Annotated in this window: 12 protein-coding genes and 3 pseudogenes; 8 read left to right on the top strand and 7 right to left on the bottom strand. The window is 61.1% G+C overall.

Features of this window, described 5'->3' with window-relative positions; all coding sequences use genetic code 11:
• The first annotated feature begins 159 nt into the window (after positions 1-159).
• Complete coding sequence (locus tag WKR14_RS21090; RefSeq protein ID WP_000553518.1) at positions 160-363, top strand: hypothetical protein; 204 nt, start codon at positions 160-162, stop codon at positions 361-363.
• A 305-nt stretch (positions 364-668) separates the two neighbouring features.
• Here the strand turns inward: WKR14_RS21090 and WKR14_RS21085 are convergent, their stop codons facing one another.
• Positions 669-1,673: an IS110-like element IS5075 family transposase gene (locus WKR14_RS21085; RefSeq protein ID WP_000427614.1), complete on the bottom strand. Its 1,005-nt coding sequence runs from the start codon at positions 1,671-1,673 to the stop codon at positions 669-671.
• A gap of 227 nt (positions 1,674-1,900) precedes the next feature.
• Here WKR14_RS21085 and chrA point away from each other — a divergent pair, with 227 nt between their 5' ends.
• From chrA to WKR14_RS21060, 5 genes are all read left to right on the top strand, one after another.
• Positions 1,901-3,106 (top strand): chromate efflux transporter, encoded by a 1,206-nt coding sequence (gene chrA / locus WKR14_RS21080; RefSeq protein ID WP_000184001.1) that lies wholly within the window; start codon positions 1,901-1,903, stop codon positions 3,104-3,106.
• Between the two features lie 10 nt (positions 3,107-3,116).
• Positions 3,117-3,422, top strand: coding sequence for a PadR family transcriptional regulator (locus tag WKR14_RS21075; protein ID WP_000130000.1), 306 nt, complete (start codon positions 3,117-3,119; stop codon positions 3,420-3,422).
• 199 nt (positions 3,423-3,621) lie between these two features.
• Positions 3,622-4,182: a recombinase family protein gene (locus tag WKR14_RS21070; RefSeq protein WP_001161490.1), complete on the top strand. Its 561-nt coding sequence runs from the start codon at positions 3,622-3,624 to the stop codon at positions 4,180-4,182.
• Between the two features lie 3 nt (positions 4,183-4,185).
• Complete coding sequence (locus WKR14_RS21065; protein WP_001138014.1) at positions 4,186-7,152, top strand: Tn3-like element TnAs1 family transposase; 2,967 nt, start codon at positions 4,186-4,188, stop codon at positions 7,150-7,152.
• Between the two features lie 57 nt (positions 7,153-7,209).
• Complete coding sequence (locus tag WKR14_RS21060; RefSeq protein ID WP_000844627.1) at positions 7,210-7,452, top strand: transposase; 243 nt, start codon at positions 7,210-7,212, stop codon at positions 7,450-7,452.
• A 31-nt stretch (positions 7,453-7,483) separates the two neighbouring features.
• Here WKR14_RS21060 and tetR(A) read toward each other — a convergent pair whose 3' ends face one another.
• A complete protein-coding gene (gene tetR(A) / locus WKR14_RS21055; RefSeq protein ID WP_000164043.1) occupies positions 7,484-8,134 on the bottom strand; it encodes a tetracycline resistance transcriptional repressor TetR(A) in 651 nt (216 codons plus the stop codon).
• A 105-nt stretch (positions 8,135-8,239) separates the two neighbouring features.
• Here tetR(A) and tet(A) point away from each other — a divergent pair, with 105 nt between their 5' ends.
• Positions 8,240-9,439: a tetracycline efflux MFS transporter Tet(A) gene (gene tet(A) / locus WKR14_RS21050; RefSeq protein WP_276396203.1), complete on the top strand. Its 1,200-nt coding sequence runs from the start codon at positions 8,240-8,242 to the stop codon at positions 9,437-9,439.
• 31 nt (positions 9,440-9,470) lie between these two features.
• Here tet(A) and WKR14_RS21045 read toward each other — a convergent pair whose 3' ends face one another.
• Positions 9,471-10,355, bottom strand: a complete 885-nt coding sequence (locus WKR14_RS21045) for a DMT family transporter (RefSeq protein ID WP_000058717.1) — start codon at positions 10,353-10,355, stop codon at positions 9,471-9,473.
• 137 nt (positions 10,356-10,492) lie between these two features.
• Positions 10,493-10,885 carry a cysteine hydrolase family protein gene (locus tag WKR14_RS21040; RefSeq protein ID WP_001351729.1) on the bottom strand — a complete coding sequence of 131 codons (393 nt, stop codon included), beginning with the start codon at positions 10,883-10,885 and terminating at the stop codon, positions 10,493-10,495.
• Between the two features lie 3 nt (positions 10,886-10,888).
• Between WKR14_RS21040 and WKR14_RS21035 the strand changes: the two are divergent.
• A pseudogene (locus tag WKR14_RS21035) lies at positions 10,889-12,640 on the top strand (Tn3-like element TnAs1 family transposase); the annotation flags it as partial.
• A 33-nt stretch (positions 12,641-12,673) separates the two neighbouring features.
• Here the strand turns inward: WKR14_RS21035 and istA are convergent.
• The 3 genes and pseudogenes from istA to WKR14_RS21020 form a co-directional block, all read right to left on the bottom strand.
• Positions 12,674-13,579 (bottom strand): annotated as a pseudogene (gene istA / locus WKR14_RS21030) (IS21-like element IS1326 family transposase); the annotation flags it as partial.
• A gap of 103 nt (positions 13,580-13,682) precedes the next feature.
• Positions 13,683-14,102, bottom strand: a pseudogene (locus WKR14_RS21025) (TniB family NTP-binding protein); the annotation flags it as partial.
• 2 nt (positions 14,103-14,104) lie between these two features.
• Positions 14,105-15,784: a Mu transposase C-terminal domain-containing protein gene (locus tag WKR14_RS21020; RefSeq protein WP_000179844.1), complete on the bottom strand. Its 1,680-nt coding sequence runs from the start codon at positions 15,782-15,784 to the stop codon at positions 14,105-14,107.
• Between the last annotated feature and the right edge of the window lie 27 nt (positions 15,785-15,811).

The raw sequence follows: 15,811 nt of genomic DNA, 5'->3' as shown, positions 1-15,811 counted from the left end.
GCCACCACCACAGGTGCAATGCATGTGGTTACAGCTCTCTCCTGGCCCCGTCAACGGGGCCTTTATCCCACAAGCGATAGCGGCCCGACAGCGGGTCACGGACTCCTATTGCCTGTCGTTTGTGTGATGAGACCAGTTTCTGGAAGAACGGAGGCATCCATGCACCCACGCGAGTTCATTGCCAAGCACATCAAGGCAACGCTGGAGAAGGAGGAATTTCCCCCTCATGCGGTCTCGCTGGGGGTGAAAGAAGCCACCTTCTTTTTCGACCGAACACCCAGCTTCGCAAAGGGGAAAGTGTTCGATGAGTGCCTCAAGGCGGCCCGTGCAGTAGCCAGGGTCGCGAAGAAGGCCAAGCCATGATCCGGGGAGCGGGTCATATCTCAACAAAGGGGCGAATAGAGAAAACGGAATCTATGGTCACTCCCGTTTTTGCAACACCGATTTTGACGACAAGTTGGCTTGCTTGAATCTATCCGGCGTCTGAATGGGATTTTATTCCCGCGCCTCGATGAGTTCCGCGCCTGATGAACCTCCAGAAAATATACGGCTTCAATGAGCCTTTCCGTTTTACAGGTTCCTCAACAGGCCGGTGGGCCGTTAGTATCATCAATATCAGTATTCGCAAAACCAGATGAATGATTGTTTAAACTGGTGTATTTCTGCCTTTATGCTTCGTAAGTTTGCTGTCGCGCCGTCAGTGCCCAGGCTATTCTGGCCAGCTTGTTTGCCAGAGCACAGGTGACGACAAAGTTGCTTTTCCGACACAACAACTCCCTGACCCAGTCGGCCAACTTGCCAGACTGGTGTTCCAGTTTTTGTATGAATACCCTGGCACACTGAACCAACAAAGTTCGGATCTTTTTGTTGCCCCGCTTGCTAATCCCTAACAATGTCGTCCGACCTCCCGTGCTGTACTGTCGGGGTACCAGCCCTGTTGCCGCCGCAAAGTCACGGCTGCTGGCGTACTGCTTCCCGTCGCCAATCTCAGTTGAAATAGTACTGGCAGTCAGCGTTCCAACGCAGGGAATACTCAGCAAGCGCTGTCCAACCTCATCTTCGTCCAACTTTCGTTTCAACTGAGATTCCAGATCTTTAATCTGCTCAACAAGATAGTGATAATGCTGTTGTAATTTCAGCAGTAACTGGCTGAGATAAAGAGGCAAACTACTGTCCTCAAGAAGGGTACTCAGTCGACTAATAACGGCAGCACCTCGCGGAACGCTGATACCAAATTCCAGCAGAAAAGCATGCATCTGATTAGTTGTTTTCACCTTATCCTGAACCAGGGATTCACGGACACGATGCAGAGCTCGCATTGCCTGCTGAGATTCGGTTCTGGGCTGCACGAAACGCATAGATGGACGTGATGCTGCTTCACAGATAGCTTCAGCATCAACGAAGTCATTTTTGTTGCTTTTAACGAATGGGCGGACAAATTGCGGTGATATCAGCTTTGGAAAATGCCCTAACTCTGCCAGCTTGCGTGCCATAAAGTGAGAACCGCCACAGGCTTCCATCGCGATGGTTGTTGCCGGGCATGTCGCCAGAAATTCGATTAGCTTTGGTCGGGTGAATTTTTTACGGTAAACGGCCTTCCCACGATGATCCTGACAATGAATATGGAAAGAGTTCTTACCCAGATCGATACCAATAAGCGCAATGTTTTCCATGATGGTTCTCCGAATGAAAGCCTGTCCTCAGCATAGTACTGGGAAGGAGGGAGTGACCATCTCATTAAATAAAGCACGCTAAGCCGTAAGTAAGCGTGCTCCTGTGAAAGCCACAGCTAAAACTGCGTAGTACACATAGAGGTATTTTTTTCTAGATTTATATCGAATTTCGTTATCGAATTTCGCTTATTATTGATCAACTCGTTGCAGATCATGAAGGCGAAAGTATGACGAATAACCCTACCGATGACAGCAGACCATGGTCGGTCTTTCTTATTTTTCTGCGGCTTGGATTGACATCTTTTGGCGGCCCCATTGCGCACTTGGGCTACTTCCGCGCCGAATTTGTCACACGGCGGCGCTGGCTCTCCGAACGGAGCTATGCTGACTTGGTCGCGCTTTGTCAGTTCTTGCCAGGGCCTGCAAGCAGCCAGGTCGGCATAGCGGTAGGACTGTCTCGGGCTGGATACAGCGGGGCGCTGGCTGCTTGGGCTGGCTTCACGCTGCCGTCTGCCATAGCCTTGATCCTTTTTGCGCTCGGCATCTCCAGCTATGGCGATTACGTCTCGCAGGGCGCGTTGCATGGCTTAAAAGTGGTGGCTGTGGCCGTGGTCGCTCAAGCAGTATGGGGCATGGCGCGTAACCTATGCACGGATGGGCTGCGAGTCACCATCATGGCAATTGCTACCTGCGTCGTTTTACTTGTGCCGTCCGCGTGGGGACAGGTTGGCGTGATTGCTATCGCAGGCATCGCAGGCCGGTTATTGTTCAAGCCAGCGAAAGTTGTTGAGCATGACCCCCTACCTATCACGGTCAGTCACCGGGCCGGCGTGCTTTGGCTCTCGCTGTTCTTTGTCTTGCTGATTGGCCTGCCGGTGTTGGCCGAACTGATGCCAAGTCAAACCATGGCAATGGTGGATTCCTTCTATCGTGTCGGATCACTGGTGTTCGGCGGTGGTCACGTTGTGCTGCCATTACTGCAAGCCGAAGTGGTGCCCTCCGGCTGGGTCAACAATGAATCCTTTCTCGCGGGGTACGGGGCAGCTCAAGCGGTGCCCGGCCCTTTGTTCACGTTCGCCGCGTTTCTTGGTGCCTCGATGAACACCGCCCCGTCGGGCTGGATCGGCGGCATTGTGTGTCTGCTGGCTATCTTCGCGCCCTCGTTCTTGCTGGTCGTCGGATCAATGCCATTTTGGGAGCGTTTGCGCCGCAATACAGGCATCCAAGCTGCGCTGGCCGGGATCAATGCCGCTGTAGTCGGCTTGCTGCTGGCCGCGCTGTATCAGCCTGTATGGACTAGCGCCATCTTTCAGCCGCAAGACTTCGGCTTGGCATTAGTTGCCCTTGTCGCACTTATGTTCTGGAAGCTCCCGCCGTGGCTGGTTGTCCTCGGTAGCGGTGCAGCTGGGTGGCTGTTGAGCGTCGCTCTGTGAGGCACAAAAAATGACTGACAAAGACCTCTACGGCGGTTTGATCCGCCTGCACATCCTTCACCATGCAGCCGAGGAACCTGTCTTTGGGCTGGGGATCATCGAAGAGCTACGCCGACACGGCTACGAGATGAGCGCTGGCACCGTGTACCCGATGCTGCACGGCCTGGAAAAAAAAGGCTATCTGACCTCACGCCACGAACGCACCGGGCGACGTGAACGGCGTGTTTATGACATCACTGAACAAGGCAGAACTGCACTTGCTGATGCGAAAACAAAGGTCAAGGAGCTGTTCGGAGAGTTGGTAGAAGGTGGTTGAGTTTTTGCTTCTATGTCAGGTTGAGCTATACCCTAACTTGATGTCAGGCAGGGCCGCGCCGCTTCGTCAGAATAGAGTCTGCTTTCCCATTTTTTGACACATGCCCGCGAAGGTTATAGATTTCAGCCTGACAGAAATGGGCTTTGAGGCACAACGGAACAGAAAGTGCACTTAAGCCGCCTTCAACCAAGGAGACATCGTGCAGGGGCACCGCATCGGCTACGTCCGGGTCAGCAGCTTTGACCAGAACCCGGAACGCCAGCTGGAACAAACCCAGGTGAGCAAGGTGTTCACCGACAAGGCATCGGGCAAGGACACCCAGCGCCCCCAGCTCGAAGCGCTGCTGAGCTTCGTCCGCGAAGGCGATACAGTGGTGGTGCACAGCATGGATCGGCTGGCCCGCAACCTCGATGACCTGCGTCGCTTGGTACAGAAGCTGACTCAGCGCGGCGTGCGCATCGAGTTCCTGAAGGAGGGCCTGGTGTTCACTGGCGAGGACTCGCCGATGGCCAACCTGATGCTGTCGGTGATGGGGGCCTTCGCTGAGTTCGAGCGCGCCCTGATCCGCGAGCGGCAGCGTGAGGGCATCGCCTTGGCCAAGCAGCGTGGCGCGTACCGGGGCCGCAAGAAAGCCCTGTCCGATGAGCAGGCTGCTACCCTGCGGCAGCGAGCGACGGCCGGCGAGCCCAAGGCGCAGCTTGCCCGCGAGTTCAACATCAGCCGGGAAACCCTCTACCAGTACCTCCGCACGGACGACTGACACATGCCGCGTCGCTTGATCCTCTCGGCCACGGAGCGGGACACCCTGCTTGCGCTGCCGGAAAGCCAGGATGACCTGATCCGCTACTACACCTTCAACGACTCCGACCTGTCGCTGATCCGCCAGCGACGCGGCGACGCCAACCGCCTCGGCTTCGCCGTGCAGCTCTGCCTGCTGCGCTACCCCGGTTACGCGCTGGGAACCGACAGCGAGCTGCCCGAGCCGGTCATCCTGTGGGTGGCGAAGCAAGTCCAGGCCGAGCCGGCGAGCTGGGCAAAGTACGGCGAGCGCGACGTGACCCGTCGCGAGCATGCCCAGGAACTGCGCACCTACCTGCAACTGGCCCCGTTCGGCCTGTCCGACTTCCGCGCCCTGGTGCGCGAGCTAACCGAGCTGGCCCAGCAGACCGACAAAGGCTTGCTGCTGGCCGGTCAGGCCCTGGAGAGCCTACGGCAGAAACGACGCATCCTGCCGGCGCTGAGCGTGATTGACCGGGCCTGCTCGGAAGCCATTGCGCGAGCCAATCGGCGGGTCTACCGCGCCCTGGTCGAACCACTCACGGACTCGCATCGGGCCAAGCTGGACGAGCTGTTGAAGCTCAAGGCCGGCAGCAGCATCACCTGGTTGACCTGGCTGCGCCAGGCACCGCTGAAACCCAACTCTCGGCACATGCTGGAACACATCGAGCGGCTGAAGACATTTCAGTTGGTGGACTTGCCCGAAGGCCTGGGCCGGCACATCCACCAGAACCGCCTGCTCAAGCTGGCCCGCGAGGGTGGGCAGATGACGCCCAAAGACCTCGGTAAGTTCGAGCCGCAGCGCCGCTACGCGACCCTGGCCGCCGTGGTGCTGGAGAGCACCGCGACCGTGATCGATGAGCTGGTCGATCTGCATGACCGCATCCTGGTCAAGCTGTTCAGCGGCGCGAAGCACAAGCATCAGCAGCAGTTCCAGAAGCAGGGCAAGGCGATCAACGACAAGGTGCGCCTGTACTCCAGGATCGGCCAGGCGCTGCTGGAAGCGAAGGAAAGCGGCAGCGACCCCTATGCCGCCATCGAGGCGGTGATTCCCTGGGACGAGTTCACCGAGAGCGTCAGCGAGGCCGAGCTGCTGGCCCGGCCGGAAGGCTTCGACCACCTGCACCTGGTCGGCGAGAACTTCGCCACCCTGCGCCGTTACACGCCGGCCTTGCTGGAGGTGCTGGAACTGCGCGCCGCGCCGGCCGCGCAAGGCGTGCTGGCAGCCGTGCAGACCCTGCGTGAGATGAACGCCGACAACCTGCGCAAGGTGCCGGCCGATGCACCCACGGCCTTCATCAAGCCGCGCTGGAAGCCGCTGGTGATCACCCCGGAAGGCCTCGACCGGAAATTCTACGAAATCTGCGCCCTGTCCGAGCTGAAGAACGCCCTGCGCTCCGGCGACATCTGGGTCAAGGGCTCGCGGCAGTTCCGCGACTTCGACGACTACCTGCTGCCGGCCGAGAAGTTCGCCGCACTCAAGCGCGAGCAGGCCCTGCCCCTGGCGATCAACCCGAACAGCGACCAGTACCTGGAAGAGCGTTTGCAGCTGCTGGACGAGCAGTTGGCCACCGTCACCCGCCTGGCCAAGGACAACGAGCTGCCCGATGCCATCCTCACCGAGTCAGGGCTGAAAATCACCCCGCTGGATGCGGCGGTGCCGGATCGGGCGCAGGCGCTGATCGACCAAACCAGCCAGTTACTGCCGCGCATCAAGATCACCGAACTGCTGATGGACGTGGACGACTGGACGGGCTTCAGCCGCCACTTCACCCACTTGAAGGACGGGGCCGAGGCCAAAGACAGGACGTTGCTGCTGTCCGCAATCCTCGGTGATGCGATCAACCTCGGGCTGACCAAGATGGCCGAGTCGAGCCCCGGCCTGACCTACGCCAAGCTGTCCTGGCTGCAAGCCTGGCACATCCGCGACGAAACCTATTCGGCGGCCTTGGCCGAGCTGGTCAACCACCAGTATCGCCACGCCTTTGCCGCCCACTGGGGCGACGGCACGACCTCATCCTCCGATGGCCAGCGCTTCCGCGCGGGTGGCCGGGGCGAGAGCACCGGGCACGTCAACCCGAAGTACGGTAGCGAGCCGGGACGGCTGTTCTATACCCATATCTCCGACCAGTACGCGCCGTTCAGCACCCGCGTGGTGAATGTCGGCGTCCGCGATTCCACCTATGTGCTCGACGGCCTGCTGTACCACGAGTCCGACCTGCGGATCGAGGAGCACTACACCGACACGGCCGGCTTCACCGATCACGTCTTTGCCCTGATGCACCTGCTAGGCTTCCGCTTCGCGCCGCGCATCCGCGACCTCGGCGAAACCAAGCTGTACGTGCCGCAGGGCGTGCAAGCCTACCCGACGTTGCGCCCGCTGATCGGCGGCACCCTGAACATCAAGCACGTGCGTGCCCACTGGGACGACATCCTGCGCCTGGCCAGCTCGATCAAGCAGGGCACCGTCACCGCCTCGCTGATGCTGCGCAAGCTCGGCAGCTACCCGCGCCAGAACGGACTGGCCGTGGCCCTGCGCGAGCTGGGCCGGATCGAGCGCACGCTGTTCATCCTGGACTGGCTGCAAAGTGTTGAACTGCGCCGCCGCGTGCATGCCGGCCTGAACAAAGGTGAGGCGCGCAACTCGCTGGCCAGGGCGGTGTTCTTCAACCGCCTTGGGGAAATCAGGGATCGGAGCTTCGAGCAGCAGCGCTACCGGGCCAGCGGCCTCAACCTGGTGACGGCGGCTATCGTGCTGTGGAACACGGTGTACCTGGAACGCGCCACCCAGGGGTTGGTCGAGGCCGGCAAGCCGGTGGACGGCGAGCTGCTGCAATTCCTGTCGCCGCTGGGCTGGGAGCACATCAACCTAACCGGCGATTACGTCTGGCGGCAGAGCCGCAGACTGGAAGACGGGAAGTTTCGGCCCTTACGGATGCCCGGAAAACCTTAGCGTACGATTTTTTCCGAATTCTGCGGGCTCCCCTATCTCATCTGCGCAAGGCAGAACGTGAAGACGGCCGCCCTGGACCTCGCCCGCGAGCGCCAGGCGCACGAGGCCGGCGCGCGGACCCGCGCCACGGCCCACGAGCGGACGCCGCAGCAGGAGCGCCAGAAGGCCGCCAGAGAGGCCGAGCGCGGCCGTGAGGCTTGGACGCTAGGGCAGGGCATGAAAAAGCCCGTAGCGGGCTGCTACGGGCGTCTGACGCGGTGGAAAGGGGGAGGGGATGTTGTCTACATGGCTCTGCTGTAGTGAGTGGGTTGCGCTCCGGCAGCGGTCCTGATCAATCGTCACCCTTTCTCGGTCCTTCAACGTTCCTGACAACGAGCCTCCTTTTCGCCAATCCATCGACAATCACCGCGAGTCCCTGCTCGAACGCTGCGTCCGGACCGGCTTCGTCGAAGGCGTCTATCGCGGCCCGCAACAGCGGCGAGAGCGGAGCCTGTTCAACGGTGCCGCCGCGCTCGCCGGCATCGCTGTCGCCGGCCTGCTCCTCAAGCACGGCCCCAACAGTGAAGTAGCTGATTGTCATCAGCGCATTGACGGCGTCCCCGGCCGAAAAACCCGCCTCGCAGAGGAAGCGAAGCTGCGCGTCGGCCGTTTCCATCTGCGGTGCGCCCGGTCGCGTGCCGGCATGGATGCGCGCGCCATCGCGGTAGGCGAGCAGCGCCTGCCTGAAGCTGCGGGCATTCCCGATCAGAAATGAGCGCCAGTCGTCGTCGGCTCTCGGCACCGAATGCGTATGATTCTCCGCCAGCATGGCTTCGGCCAGTGCGTCGAGCAGCGCCCGCTTGTTCCTGAAGTGCCAGTAAAGCGCCGGCTGCTGAACCCCCAACCGTTCCGCCAGTTTGCGTGTCGTCAGACCGTCTACGCCGACCTCGTTCAACAGGTCCAGGGCGGCACGGATCACTGTATTCGGCTGCAACTTTGTCATGCTTGACACTTTATCACTGATAAACATAATATGTCCACCAACTTATCAGTGATAAAGAATCCGCGCGTTCAATCGGACCAGCGGAGGCTGGTCCGGAGGCCAGACGTGAAACCCAACAGACCCCTGATCGTAATTCTGAGCACTGTCGCGCTCGACGCTGTCGGCATCGGCCTGATTATGCCGGTGCTGCCGGGCCTCCTGCGCGATCTGGTTCACTCGAACGACGTCACCGCCCACTATGGCATTCTGCTGGCGCTGTATGCGTTGATGCAATTTGCCTGCGCACCTGTGCTGGGCGCGCTGTCGGATCGTTTCGGGCGGCGGCCGGTCTTGCTCGTCTCGCTGGCCGGCGCTGCTGTCGACTACGCCATCATGGCGACGGCGCCTTTCCTTTGGGTTCTCTATATCGGGCGGATCGTGGCCGGCATCACCGGGGCGACTGGGGCGGTAGCCGGCGCTTATATTGCCGATATCACTGATGGCGATGAGCGCGCGCGGCACTTCGGCTTCATGAGCGCCTGTTTCGGGTTCGGGATGGTCGCGGGACCTGTGCTCGGTGGGCTGATGGGCGGTTTCTCCCCCCACGCTCCGTTCTTCGCCGCGGCAGCCTTGAACGGCCTCAATTTCCTGACGGGCTGTTTCCTTTTGCCGGAGTCGCACAAAGGCGAACGCCGGCCGTTACGCCGGGAGGCTCTCAACCCGCTCGCTTCGTTCCGGTGGGCCCGGGGCATGACCGTCGTCGCCGCCCTGATGGCGGTCTTCTTCATCATGCAACTTGTCGGACAGGTGCCGGCCGCGCTTTGGGTCATTTTCGGCGAGGATCGCTTTCACTGGGACGCGACCACGATCGGCATTTCGCTTGCCGCATTTGGCATTCTGCATTCACTCGCCCAGGCAATGATCACCGGCCCTGTAGCCGCCCGGCTCGGCGAAAGGCGGGCACTCATGCTCGGAATGATTGCCGACGGCACAGGCTACATCCTGCTTGCCTTCGCGACACGGGGATGGATGGCGTTCCCGATCATGGTCCTGCTTGCTTCGGGTGGCATCGGAATGCCGGCGCTGCAAACAATGTTGTCCAGGCAGGTGGATGAGGAACGTCAGGGGCAGCTGCAAGGCTCACTGGCGGCGCTCACCAGCCTGACCTCGATCGTCGGACCCCTCCTCTTCACGGCGATCTATGCGGCTTCTATAACAACGTGGAACGGGTGGGCATGGATTGCAGGCGCTGCCCTCTACTTGCTCTGCCTGCCGGCGCTGCGTCGCGGGCTTTGGAGCGGCGCAGGGCAACGAGCCGATCGCTGATCGTGGAAACGATAGGCCTATGCCATGCGGGTCAAGGCGACTTCCGGCAAGCTATACGCGCCCTAGGAGTGCGGTTGGAACGTTGGCCCAGCCAGATACTCCCGATCACGAGCAGGACGCCGATGATTTGAAGCGCACTCAGCGTCTGATCCAAGAACAACCATCCTAGCAACACGGCGGTCCCCGGGCTGAGAAAGCCCAGTAAGGAAACAACTGTAGGTTCGAGTCGCGAGATCCCCCGGAACCAAAGGAAGTAGGTTAAACCCGCTCCGATCAGGCCGAGCCACGCCAGGCCGAGAACATTGGTTCCTGTAGGCATCGGGATTGGCGGATCAAACACTAAAGCTACTGGAACGAGCAGAAGTCCTCCGGCCGCCAGTTGCCAGGCGGTAAAGGTGAGCAGAGGCACGGGAGGTTGCCACTTGCGGGTCAGCACGGTTCCGAACGCCATGGAAACCGCCCCCGCCAGGCCCGCTGCGACGCCGACAGGATCTAGCGCTGCGTTTGGTGTCAACACCAACAGCGCCACGCCCGCAGTTCCGCAAATAGCCCCCAGGACCGCCATCAATCGTATCGGGCTACCTAGCAGAGCGGCAGAGATGAACACGACCATCAGCGGCTGCACAGCGCCTACCGTCGCCGCGACCCCGCCCGGCAGGCGGTAGACCGAAATAAACAACAAGCTCCAGAATAGCGAAATATTAAGTGCGCCGAGGATGAAGATGCGCATCCACCAGATTCCCGTTGGAATCTGTCGGACGATCATCACGAGCAATAAACCCGCCGGCAACGCCCGCAGCATCGCGACCGTCATCGGTGAGAAGTTCGGCAGGTATTGGGTGGTGACAATGTAGGTGCTGCCCCAAATGGCAGGTGCTATCGCTGTGAACAATAAATCGGGCGTGCGTAATGACATGCGATTACAAGACCTCCGCTACGGCGATGGGTTTTTGAGAGTTGCAGGCGCCGCGATGACCGCACCCTGACTTGGACTGGCCCTGCCTCGCACCAATCCACCTGCGGCTATGGCCGCGATCATGCGAGGCCCGAAAATTACACGACCTGTACACGTCCGCCGAACCCGGAACGCAACAGAGCTTCGTGGGCATCCCGATCCGGGTCGTAGCAGCAGTCCTGGACCAAACGCACGTCGTAGTCCGCATCACTAGCCCAGGCGACGCTTGAAAGAACAACGCCGGTGGTGCTTATCCCGGCCATGACAAGCGTGCTTACGCCGCGCGTCCGAAGGTCGGCGTCGAGCGCCGTGCCATAAAAGACGCTGGCTCGCGGACATGCATAGAAAAGGTCGCCCCGTTCGATCGCAAGCCCTTCGACGGGCAGACCGGTGCGAAATCGTCCGCTCGGGAGATACGGTGAGATTTGGCGATTCGTCGCCGGCGGCGCATGTTCATACTCTTCGCCGAGCGAAAAGTTGGGGAACAGCACGGGCCGGCCGCGCAAGGCGTGCTGGCAGCCGTGCAGACCCTGCGTGAGATGAACGCCGACAACCTGCGCAAGGTGCCGGCCGATGCACCCACGGCCTTCATCAAGCCGCGCTGGAAGCCGCTGGTGATCACCCCGGAAGGCCTCGACCGGAAATTCTACGAAATCTGCGCCCTGTCCGAGCTGAAGAACGCCCTGCGCTCCGGCGACATCTGGGTCAAGGGCTCGCGGCAGTTCCGCGACTTCGACGACTACCTGCTGCCGGCCGAGAAGTTCGCCGCACTCAAGCGCGAGCAGGCCCTGCCCCTGGCGATCAACCCGAACAGCGACCAGTACCTGGAAGAGCGTTTGCAGCTGCTGGACGAGCAGTTGGCCACCGTCACCCGCCTGGCCAAGGACAACGAGCTGCCCGATGCCATCCTCACCGAGTCAGGGCTGAAAATCACCCCGCTGGATGCGGCGGTGCCGGATCGGGCGCAGGCGCTGATCGACCAAACCAGCCAGTTACTGCCGCGCATCAAGATCACCGAACTGCTGATGGACGTGGACGACTGGACGGGCTTCAGCCGCCACTTCACCCACTTGAAGGACGGGGCCGAGGCCAAAGACAGGACGTTGCTGCTGTCCGCAATCCTCGGTGATGCGATCAACCTCGGGCTGACCAAGATGGCCGAGTCGAGCCCCGGCCTGACCTACGCCAAGCTGTCCTGGCTGCAAGCCTGGCACATCCGCGACGAAACCTATTCGGCGGCCTTGGCCGAGCTGGTCAACCACCAGTATCGCCACGCCTTTGCCGCCCACTGGGGCGACGGCACGACCTCATCCTCCGATGGCCAGCGCTTCCGCGCGGGTGGCCGGGGCGAGAGCACCGGGCACGTCAACCCGAAGTACGGTAGCGAGCCGGGACGGCTGTTCTATACCCATATCTCCGACCAGTACGCGCCGTTCAGCACCCGCGTGGTGAATGTCGGCGTCCGCGATTCCACCTATGTGCTCGACGGCCTGCTGTACCACGAGTCCGACCTGCGGATCGAGGAGCACTACACCGACACGGCCGGCTTCACCGATCACGTCTTTGCCCTGATGCACCTGCTAGGCTTCCGCTTCGCGCCGCGCATCCGCGACCTCGGCGAAACCAAGCTGTACGTGCCGCAGGGCGTGCAAGCCTACCCGACGTTGCGCCCGCTGATCGGCGGCACCCTGAACATCAAGCACGTGCGTGCCCACTGGGACGACATCCTGCGCCTGGCCAGCTCGATCAAGCAGGGCACCGTCACCGCCTCGCTGATGCTGCGCAAGCTCGGCAGCTACCCGCGCCAGAACGGACTGGCCGTGGCCCTGCGCGAGCTGGGCCGGATCGAGCGCACGCTGTTCATCCTGGACTGGCTGCAAAGTGTTGAACTGCGCCGCCGCGTGCATGCCGGCCTGAACAAAGGTGAGGCGCGCAACTCGCTGGCCAGGGCGGTGTTCTTCAACCGCCTTGGGGAAATCAGGGATCGGAGCTTCGAGCAGCAGCGCTACCGGGCCAGCGGCCTCAACCTGGTGACGGCGGCTATCGTGCTGTGGAACACGGTGTACCTGGAACGCGCCACCCAGGGGTTGGTCGAGGCCGGCAAGCCGGTGGACGGCGAGCTGCTGCAATTCCTGTCGCCGCTGGGCTGGGAGCACATCAACCTAACCGGCGATTACGTCTGGCGGCAGAGCCGCAGACTGGAAGACGGGAAGTTTCGGCCCTTACGGATGCCCGGAAAACCTTAGCGTACGATTTTTTCCGAATTCTGCGGGCTCCCCTTGTTCATCGGCAAAGGCCTCTTGCACGGTTTGGTCCAATTCGGGGTGGCGCAGCTCAGACCACAGCGCTTTGCAGCGATGCTCAAGCCACACATTCAAATCAGCAAGGCTTTGAAAGTCTGGTGCCCCTTGCCACAGGCGTTGGCGGGAATCCTGCACGTTCTTCTCAATCTGGCCTTTCTCCCAACCCGATGCTGGATTACAGAACTGCGCATCAAACAGGTAGTGGCTGACCATGGCAGTGAACCGCTGATTGACCCTGCGCTCTTTGCCACGCCCCACCGAATCCACAGCGGTCTTCATGTTGTCGTAGATGCCGCGCTTGGGAATGCCACCGAAGATTTGAAAGGCATGCCAGTGGGCATCAAACAGCATTTCATGTTTTTGCTGGTAGTAAGCCCGAAGCACAAAGGCCCGGCTGTGGGCCAACTTAAACTGGGCAATCTGAAGTTTGACCTGTTTGCCCGCTATGCGGGCAAAGTCCTCACTCCAATCGAATTGGAAGGCTTCGCCACAAGCAAAGCGCAAGGGGATGAAACAACCCTTGCCCGAGGTTTGCGCCTTGAACTGTTCGGAATCTTTCCACTGTCGGGCAAAGGCACACACTCGGTCATAAGACCCGGTAAAGCCCAAAGCGACCAAATCCCGGTACATGCTGCGCAGGTTTCTGCGCAGCTTCTTTGTCTTTTTGTGCTCGGTGGAGAGCCACTGCCTTAACTTGGGCTCAAAAGGACTTAACTTGCCAACGCTGTCTCGCGCTGGGTACTGCGGTTCAACCACCTTGCTTTGCAAATACTTGCGAACGGTGTTCCTGGACAGGCCGCTTCGTCGGGCTATTTCCCGAATCGACGCACCATCGCGAAAATGCCAGCGTCGAATTGCGCTCAATATCGCCACGTTTATCACTCCTTGATTTCTCCCGCCATATCCAGACGGGAAACAGTGTCATACGTGGGTCAAATTTCGACGCAAATCTTTACCCTAAGTGGGTCAATTTTAGATGCAACTCAACAGCCAGAGCCAGTTGCTCCATTTCCGGCAACCGTGGGCGTGGGCGCAGCGGCGCGCCCATCGCGGCGAGCAGCGCGACGTAGAAGCGGATCACGGACGGCTCGGACGGCATCTGCACGACCAACACCGGGATGTGCTCCTGGTCGGCGTCGGAGCTGGCCGGGTGGGTGCGGCGGAACTTCTCGACGATCATCGACTTGCCATTGTTGGTCGGGCCAACCAGCAGCAGGTTGGGCATGCGTTGCTTGTTTGGCCACGCATAAAGGGCTTCCAGCCGGTTCAGCGCCTCGACTGCGCGCGGATAGCCGATCCAGCGGTCGGCGCGAAGGCGCTGGATGCGCTCGTCCGCCGGAAGACGGGCCAAGCCCTGGGCCGCCGGCAGCAGGTGGGACAGGTCGATGATGGGATATTCGTCCACGGCTACCACTCCTCAATCTGGTCGAACGGTTTGGCGGGTGGCAAGTTGTCTGCCTGCGGGTCGGCAATATCCGTATCCGGCGGAACGGGCTTGTCCGGCCGAGCTGATGTCTTGAGGTGCTGGCGGCGATCCGCGTCACGCCGCGCCTTGCGTGTGGCCTTCTGCGCGCTGGTCACAATCTCACGCATCTGGCCGATCATGCGGAACAGCGCCGACTCATCCACCTGTTCGCGCCCTTGCTGCCGCAGTTTCGCCAGCGCCTGCCGTTGTTCCCAGAGGGTGACAGCCGGATGCGACAAGGTACGGTAGGGAATTTCCAGGTAATGCTGTCCCTCCGGTTCCAGGACCCAGATACGGCTGATGTCGCGCGGATCGCGCCGGATCAGAAAGGACGGCCAGCGTTCACGCCGCGCAATCCACGGCTTGAGCGCATCGGCGTAGTAGTGGATGTGGTCGATGACAAAGCCGGTGCGGGTCAGCGTGCGCCGGAGGATCGGCAGAAAATCGACCAGGAACGAAGTAGCGCGTGTGACGACGGCCGGTACGCCGACACGCGCCACGGCCTCGGCCCAGCGCGCGGCCGGCGGTTGGAGCAGGCCGTTGTGCACCGAACCGTGGTAGGTGCCGACCGCCAATGTGAGCCAGCGCTCTAGCTCGCGCAGCGTCAGGGCGGCCTTGTTTTCGGAATCGTAGTCGCCGCGCTGGTCAGGGTTGGAGAAGGTCGTTCCCGGCAGTTCGTCGTGAATCATCTGCATCGCCGTGCCGATGATCCGTTCCACGATGCCGCCATAGTGCGGCTGTCCCAGCGGGCGATAGTCCAGCCGGATGCCATGCTGCTCGCAACCCCGGCGCAGGGCCTCGCTCTTGAACTCGGCCGCGTTGTCTAGGTAGAGCAGCAAGGGCTTGCCGCTCATCTGCCAATCCATTTCCACGTTCAGTCCTTCCAGCCAAGGGCGCTTGTCGCAGGCGACATGCACGAGGCACAGGCCAACCGAAACGGCAGACGGCGCTTCCAGCGTGACGACCATGCCGAGCACGCAGCGGGTGAACACGTCGATGGCGAGGGTCAGGTACGGGCGGCCAATAGGTTGCCGGTCGCGGTCATCGACCACGATCAGGTCGATGACCGTATGGTCTATCTGCACCTGCTCCAGCGGCGCGGTCACGGCAGGAGGCTCGCCGCCCACACCTTGTAGGTCACGAGCGGCATCCTGGCCTTCCCGCCGGCGGATGACCTTGCGCGGGTCAAGGCTAGCGATCCGTAAGGCCACGGTATTGCGCGCCGGCACTCGCAGTTTTTGAGCCTTGCACACCTGAGTGACTTCGCGGTGAAAGGCCGCTAGGCTGCGCTTCTGCTTGGTCAGGAACCGCTTTTGCAGTAGCTCGTGGATGACGCGCTCGACCGGTTCCGGCAAGCGCCCCTTACCTTTACCTCCACCGGACTGGCCGGGCACCAGATCCGTCACGAGGCCGCTGCCTTGCCGGGCACGCCGGATCAGAACGTATACCTGGCGCCGAGACAAGCCCAGCGCCTGAGCCGCCATATCGGCCGCTTCGTGCCCGACCGTCTCCGACTGCGCCAACGGACTGATGATCTCCGCACGACGGCGCGCACGCTCCCAAGCCTCATCAGGCAGAGTGGCCACGCCTTGTTCTGGAATCCGTGGGGTGTCCGTCGCCATGCTCACCTCGCTTTGGTGCACACGAGT

It is taken from the genome of Shewanella chilikensis (assembly GCF_037953065.1).
Classification (GTDB): domain Bacteria; phylum Pseudomonadota; class Gammaproteobacteria; order Enterobacterales; family Shewanellaceae; genus Shewanella; species Shewanella chilikensis.
Note: the sequence above shows the minus strand (reverse complement) of the source record. Positions and strands in the feature narration are given on the sequence as shown.

Excerpts from the sequence above, each read along its gene's own strand:
- WKR14_RS21090 (WP_000553518.1), top strand. The coding sequence starts at position 160 with ATGCACCCACGCGAGTTCATTGCCAAGCACATCAAGGCAACGCTGGAG.
- WKR14_RS21085 (WP_000427614.1), bottom strand. The coding sequence starts at position 1,673 with ATGGAAAACATTGCGCTTATTGGTATCGATCTGGGTAAGAACTCTTTC.
- chrA (WP_000184001.1), top strand. The coding sequence starts at position 1,901 with ATGACGAATAACCCTACCGATGACAGCAGACCATGGTCGGTCTTTCTT.
- WKR14_RS21075 (WP_000130000.1), top strand. The coding sequence starts at position 3,117 with ATGACTGACAAAGACCTCTACGGCGGTTTGATCCGCCTGCACATCCTT.
- WKR14_RS21065 (WP_001138014.1), top strand. The coding sequence starts at position 4,186 with ATGCCGCGTCGCTTGATCCTCTCGGCCACGGAGCGGGACACCCTGCTT.
- WKR14_RS21045 (WP_000058717.1), bottom strand. The coding sequence starts at position 10,355 with ATGTCATTACGCACGCCCGATTTATTGTTCACAGCGATAGCACCTGCC.
- WKR14_RS21020 (WP_000179844.1), bottom strand. The coding sequence starts at position 15,784 with ATGGCGACGGACACCCCACGGATTCCAGAACAAGGCGTGGCCACTCTG.